Raw genomic sequence first — 6,258 nt, 5'->3', positions numbered from 1 at the left:
GGACAGATGCGCCCCGTGAATTCAGGGAAATTGTTGGTCGAGTGCAGGTTGCGCGAGGCCTCTTCCCAATTGCCCTGATAGACGAGGTCGTTGAAGTCAGGGATCTGGTTGTTGACCGGGCAGCCGGGCGTGCCCGGCGCGACCGAGCCGGTGCCGTGGCAATAGGGAATGCCGCAATTCATGCAGCGCGCGGCCTGGTCGCGCGTTTCCTTCTCGGTCAAGGGAACGACGAACTCGTTGAAATGCTTCACGCGCTCGGCGACCGGGGTGTACTTGCGGTCGTGCCGTTCGATTTCCAGAAAACCCGTGATCTTGCCCATAAAACCCGAAGTCCTGCCGCTTAGTCGTTTGTTCTCTCACTCCTCATCCTGAGGAGCGGCGCGCTCTTCGCGCCGCGTCTCGAAGGATAGAGGCCCGGATGGTCGTCTCATGGTTCGAGACGGCGCTAAGCGCCTCCTCACCATGAGGCTTCTTTATTACGCCCCGATCGCGATTTTCGGCTCGGCGTCCGCGTTGGCCGCCATTTCGCGCAGCGCGCGCCGGTACTCGACCGGCATCACCTTGCGGAATTTGGGCAGCCAGTCCTTCCAATTGGCAAGGATGTCGGCGGCGCGCTTGGAGCCGGTCGCTTTCGCATGGCGCGTGATCAGGACGTGCAGCCGCTCGACGTCGGAGTCGAGCAGGTTCTTGAACACGTCGACCCGGCCGTGCGCCTCGAGGTCACCGGCGTGATTGTAGGTGCCGGCATTGATCAGCTCCTCCGACAGGACAGGTTCGAGCTCGACCATGCTGAGGTTGCACAGCTTGTCGAAGTCGCCGGTCTCGTCGAGCACGTAGGCGATGCCGCCCGACATGCCGGCCGCGAAGTTGCGCCCGGTCTTGCCGAGCACGACCACGATGCCGCCGGTCATGTATTCGCAGCAATGATCGCCCGCGCCCTCGACCACCGCGACAGCACCCGAATTGCGCACGGCAAAACGTTCGCCGGCGATGCCGCGGAAGTAGCACTCGCCCTGGATCGCGCCGTACATCACGGTGTTGCCGACGATGATGCTTTCTTCCGGCACGATTGCAGAGTTCTTCGGCGGCTTGACGATGATCTTGCCGCCCGAGAGGCCCTTGCCGACATAGTCGTTGCCTTCACCCTCGAGCTCGAAGGTGACGCCGTGGGCGAGCCACGCGCCGAAGGCCTGGCCGGCGGTGCCCTTGAGGCTGACATGGATGGTGTCATGCGGCAGGCCGGCATGGCCGTAGATCTTGGCGACCGCACCCGACAGCATCGCGCCCGCGGAGCGGTTGGTGCTGTTGATCGTGGCGTCGATCTTCACCGGCGCGCCGCGGTCGAGCGCGGGCGTCGCCTTCTCGATCAGCGTGCGGTCGAGCACCGCTTCCAGATGGTGGTTCTGGCGCTCGGAGTGATAGATCTTCTGGCCCTTCTCTTCCTTCTGCTTGACGAACAGCTTGGAGAAGTCGAGGCCCTTGGCCTTCCAGTGCGCGACCAGCTTGGTCTGGTCGAGCAGTTGCACCTGGCCGATCATCTCGTTGAAGGTGCGGAAGCCGAGCGAGGCCATGATCTCGCGGACTTCCTCGGCGACGAAGAAGAAGTAGTTGATCACGTGCTCAGGCTGGCCGGTGAAGCGCTTGCGCAGGACCGGGTCCTGGGTGGCGACGCCGACCGGGCAGGTGTTGAGATGGCACTTGCGCATCATGATGCAGCCGGCCGCGATCAGCGGCGCGGTGGCGAAGCCGAACTCGTCGGCGCCCAGCAGCGCGCCGATCACGACGTCACGGCCGGTGCGGAAGCCGCCGTCGACCTGGACCACGATGCGGCTGCGCAGCCGCTCGCGCACCAGCGTCTGGTGGGTTTCGGCAAGGCCGATCTCCCACGGCGAGCCGGCGTGCTTGATCGAGGTCAGGGGCGAAGCGCCGGTGCCGCCCTCGAAGCCCGCGATGGTGACATGGTCGGCGCGCGCCTTGGCGACGCCCGCGGCCACCGTGCCGACGCCGATCTCGGAGACGAGCTTGACCGAGACGTCGCCCGTCGGGTTGACGTTCTTGAGGTCGTAGATGAGCTGCGCCAGGTCCTCGATCGAGTAGATGTCGTGGTGCGGCGGCGGCGAGATCAGGCCGACGCCCGGCGTCGAGTGCCGGACTTTTGCGATGGTCGCGTCGACCTTGTGGCCGGGCAGCTGGCCGCCTTCGCCGGGCTTGGCGCCCTGTGCCATCTTGATCTGCATCATGTCGGAGTTGACGAGATACTCCGTGGTGACGCCGAAGCGGCCCGAGGCGACCTGCTTGATCGCCGAGCGCATGGAGTCGCCGTTCGGCATCGGCTTGAAGCGGTCGGCTTCCTCGCCGCCTTCACCGGTATTCGACTTGCCGCCGATCCGGTTCATGGCGATCGCGAGCGTGGTGTGCGCCTCGCGCGAGATCGAGCCGAAGCTCATCGCGCCTGTGGCGAAACGCTTGACGATGTCCTTGGCCGGCTCGACCTGGTCGAGCGGCACCGGCTTGCGCTTCTCTTCGTCCGCATTCTTGATCCGGAACAGGCCGCGCAGCGTCAGCAGGCGCTCCGACTGCTCGTTGAGGATCTTGGCGAAGGCGCGATAGCGCTCCAGCGAATTGCCGCGCGCGGCATGCTGAAGCAGCCCGACCGACTCGGCGGTCCAGGCGTGGTCCTCGCCGCGGCTGCGATAGGCATATTCGCCGCCGACGTCGAGCGAGGTCTTGTAGACCAGCGCCTCGCCGAACGCGTCGGCATGGCGGCGCACGGCTTCTTCCGCGATCTCGGCGAGACCGACGCCCTCGACGCGGGTATGCGTGCCGGCGAAGAACTTTCCGACGAAGTCCGCCTTGAGGCCGACCGCGTCGAAGATCTGCGCGCCGCAATAGGACTGGTAGGTCGAGATGCCCATCTTGGACATCACCTTGAGCAGACCCTTGCCGATCGACTTGATGTAGCGCTTGACGATCTCGTAGTCGTCGAGCGAGCCGGGCAGGCGGTCCTTCATCGCGATGATGGTCTCGAACGCGAGGTAAGGATTGATCGCCTCCGCGCCGTAACCGGCAAGGCAGGCGAAGTGATGCACTTCGCGCGGCTCGCCGGATTCGACGACGRGACCGACCGAGGTGCGCAGTCCGACGCGGATCAGGTGATGATGCACAGCGGCGCAGGCGAGCAGCGCCGGGATCGGCACCCGGTCGGTGCCGACCATGCGGTCGGACAGGATGATGATGTTGACGCCCTCGCGGACGGCGGCTTCCGCGCGCGCGCAGAGCTCATCTAAGACCTGGTCCATGCCGGCCGCGCCGAGCCCGGCGTGGAACGTGGTGTCCAGCGTGCGCGACTTGAAGTGCGATTCAGCCACTTCCGAGATCGAGCGGATCTTTTCCAGATCCGCGTCGGTCAGGATCGGCTGGCGCGCTTCGAGGCGCTTGGTGGTGGCCATGCCCTGCAGGTCGAACAGGTTCGGCCGCGGCCCGATGATCGAGACGAGGCTCATCACCAGCTCCTCGCGGATCGGGTCGATCGGCGGGTTGGTGACCTGCGCGAAGTTCTGCTTGAAGTAGGTGAACAGCGGCTTGGCTTTGTCCGACAGCGCCGAGATCGGCGTGTCGTTGCCCATCGAGCCCGCGGCTTCCTCGCCGGTGGCCGCCATCGGCGTCATCAGGATGGTGACGTCTTCCTGGCTGTAGCCGAACGCCTGCTGGCGATCGAGCAGCGACAGGTTGGAGCGCACGCCGGTGGTCGGAACCTTCGGCAGCTCTTCCAGCACGATCTGGGTCCGCTCCAGCCACTCCTTGTAGGGATGGCTCTTGGCGAGATCGGCCTTGATCTCGTCGTCGGGGATCAGGCGGCCCTGCTCGAGGTCGACCAGCAGCATCTTGCCGGGCTGCAGACGCCACTTGGTGATGATCTGGTCTTCGGGAATCGTCAGCACGCCCATCTCGGACGCCATCACGATGCGGTCGTCCTTGGTCACGAGATAGCGCGCCGGCCGCAATCCGTTGCGGTCGAGCGTCGCGCCGATCTGGCGGCCGTCGGTGAAGGCGATCGCGGCGGGGCCGTCCCACGGCTCCATCAGCGCGGCGTGATATTCGTAGAAGGCGCGGCGCGTCTCATCCATCAGCGGATTGCCGGCCCACGCCTCCGGGATCATCATCATGACGGCGTGCGGCAGCGAGTATCCGCCCTGCACCAGGAATTCGAGCGCGTTGTCGAAGCAGGCGGTGTCCGACTGGCCTTCATAGGAGATCGGCCAGAGCCGGTTGATGTCCTTGCCGTAGAGCTCCGAGCTCACCGAGGCCTGGCGCGCCGCCATCCAGTTGGTGTTGCCGCGCAGCGTGTTGATCTCGCCGTTATGCGCGATCATGCGGTAGGGATGCGCCAGCGACCAGGCCGGGAAGGTGTTGGTCGAGAAGCGCTGATGCACCAGCGCCAGCGCGCTCTCGAAGTCCGCCTCGTGCAGGTCGGGATAGTACTTGCCGAGCTGGTCGGCGAGGAACATGCCCTTGTAGATCACGGTGCGGCAGGACATCGAGCAGGGGTAATAGCCCGCAAGGCCGCGGTCGCGGCGCTGGTAGATCGCCTGCGAGATCGACTTGCGCAGGATGTAGAGCCGGCGCTCGAAATCGTCCTCGGTCTTGGCGGTGCCGTTGCGGCCGATGAACACCTGCATGCAGGCGGGCTCGGTCGGCTTCACGGTGACGCCGAGCGAGGAATTGTCGGTCGGCACGTCGCGCCAGCCGAGCAGGGTCAGGCCCTCTTCCTTGATCTGGTCGGCGATGATGCTCTTGATGACGTTGCGCCAGGCGGTGTCGCGCGGCATGAACAGCGCGCCGATGGCGTATTCGCCGGGTTGCGGCAGCGTGAAGCCGAGCTCCTTGGCCTTGCGGCTGAAGAACGCGTGCGGGATCTGCACCAGGATGCCGGCGCCGTCACCGGCGCGCGGATCGGCGCCGACGGCGCCGCGATGCTCGAGGTTGCAGAGGATGCTCAGCGCGTCCGAGACGATCTCGTGCGACTTCTTGCCCTTGATGTTGGCGATGAAGCCGACGCCGCAGGAATCTTTCTCCAGGCTCGGATCGTAGAGGCCTTCGGCCGGCGGGCGCGAATTGTGTTCCTGAATCGGATCAGTCGTTTTCGAGGCGACCGTCGCCGACAGTTCTTCTGCCACGATGTTTGCGCGCTCGAATTGCGACCCGTTCATGTCCTCGTCCTCTCCATGCGGCAAGCTGTCTCACCGCCATCTTCGGCGCACCTTGGGCGTTCCGCGGCACCCGCCTCTGGGTCACCGCTCGTCCGCTGCGAGCCGCATTTTCTTAAATTCAGGCCAAGGCGTTCTACGTCCCCGTGAACGGCTTTGCCTGTTGCCTTCTTGGTGCTCGGAAGCACCGACTTTCGTTGCAATCCCTATGCCGGAATCGCTAGCAAAATTGAGACAGGTGTCCTGTCCTAACCATCACCTTGCCAAATTTTTGTCTATCACACAAGCGCGCGAAAGTCCCGATTCCCAAAGTGTCAATCATCGCTTTCCGCACGGCGCGCGGCCCCGGTTTTGAAGCAAACGCGCCCTGATCCGGCCCCGCAGACGCCGGAATCCCGAATGAAGCTTCGGATCGACCCTTCGGAAGGCGCGCCACGCCGCAAGAAGCGAAAGAGCGCGATCCATCCGGGGCCTGACAGGAGCGTGTCGACCATGAAGTTTTTCACAGGATGTGTGGCCGCCGCCGCGCTGGCGCTGGTCGTGACCGCGGCAGAGGCGCAAGTTCCAGCGAACGGTATTGTGGGAGGGGCTACGATCGCGGTGTCGGATTTCGACGGGCCCTATGGGCCGCCGGACGCCGTGCCGCCTCCGCCGCCACGATACGGCTATGGCTATGGCTACGAGGAACGCGGCCCGTCGCCGGCGCTGCTGCCGGCCACCGAAGTCTATGCGGTGCTGCGCGACAACGGCTTCTCGCCGCTCGGCATCCCGCGCCTGCGCGGCAGCGTCTACACCATCGCGGTGATCGACCGCCGCGGCGATGACGGCCGGCTGGTGATCGATGCCCGCGACGGACGAATCCTGCGCTTCATGCCCGCCGCCGACGCCTATGGCATGGCCCCCGCCTATGAGGGGCGTGCGGTCGCCCCTTACGGTCCGCAAAGCGCGCTGCCGCCGCCGACCGTGGTCCGCAGCGGCCCGCCGCGCCCGCCCGCCCCGATCCCGCGTGTCGCCAGCCGCACCGTGCCGCTGCCGAAGGCGGCCCCTCCGC

The 6,258-nt window shown here is 65.6% G+C and carries 2 protein-coding genes and 1 pseudogene; 1 reads left to right on the top strand and 2 read right to left on the bottom strand.

Features of this window, described 5'->3' with window-relative positions:
* Together gltD and gltB are read right to left on the bottom strand one after the other, a co-directional pair.
* A pseudogene (gltD, locus tag AC1D00_RS21810) lies at positions 1-320 on the bottom strand (glutamate synthase); the annotation flags it as partial.
* 156 nt (positions 321-476) lie between these two features.
* On the bottom strand, positions 477-5,210 hold the full coding sequence (gene gltB / locus AC1D00_RS21805; RefSeq protein WP_477012083.1) for a glutamate synthase large subunit: 4,734 nt from the start codon (positions 5,208-5,210) through the stop codon (positions 477-479).
* Between the two features lie 489 nt (positions 5,211-5,699).
* Between gltB and AC1D00_RS21800 the strand changes: the two genes are divergently transcribed.
* Positions 5,700-6,258, top strand: a 559-nt coding sequence (locus tag AC1D00_RS21800; protein ID WP_477012082.1) for a hypothetical protein, incomplete at its 3' end; no start/stop codon positions are given.

The sequence above is a fragment of the Bradyrhizobium sp. P2_E8 genome, from assembly GCF_056403875.1.
The sequence above is the reverse complement of the archived record's forward strand: the minus strand, read 5'-3'. Positions and strand labels throughout refer to the sequence as shown.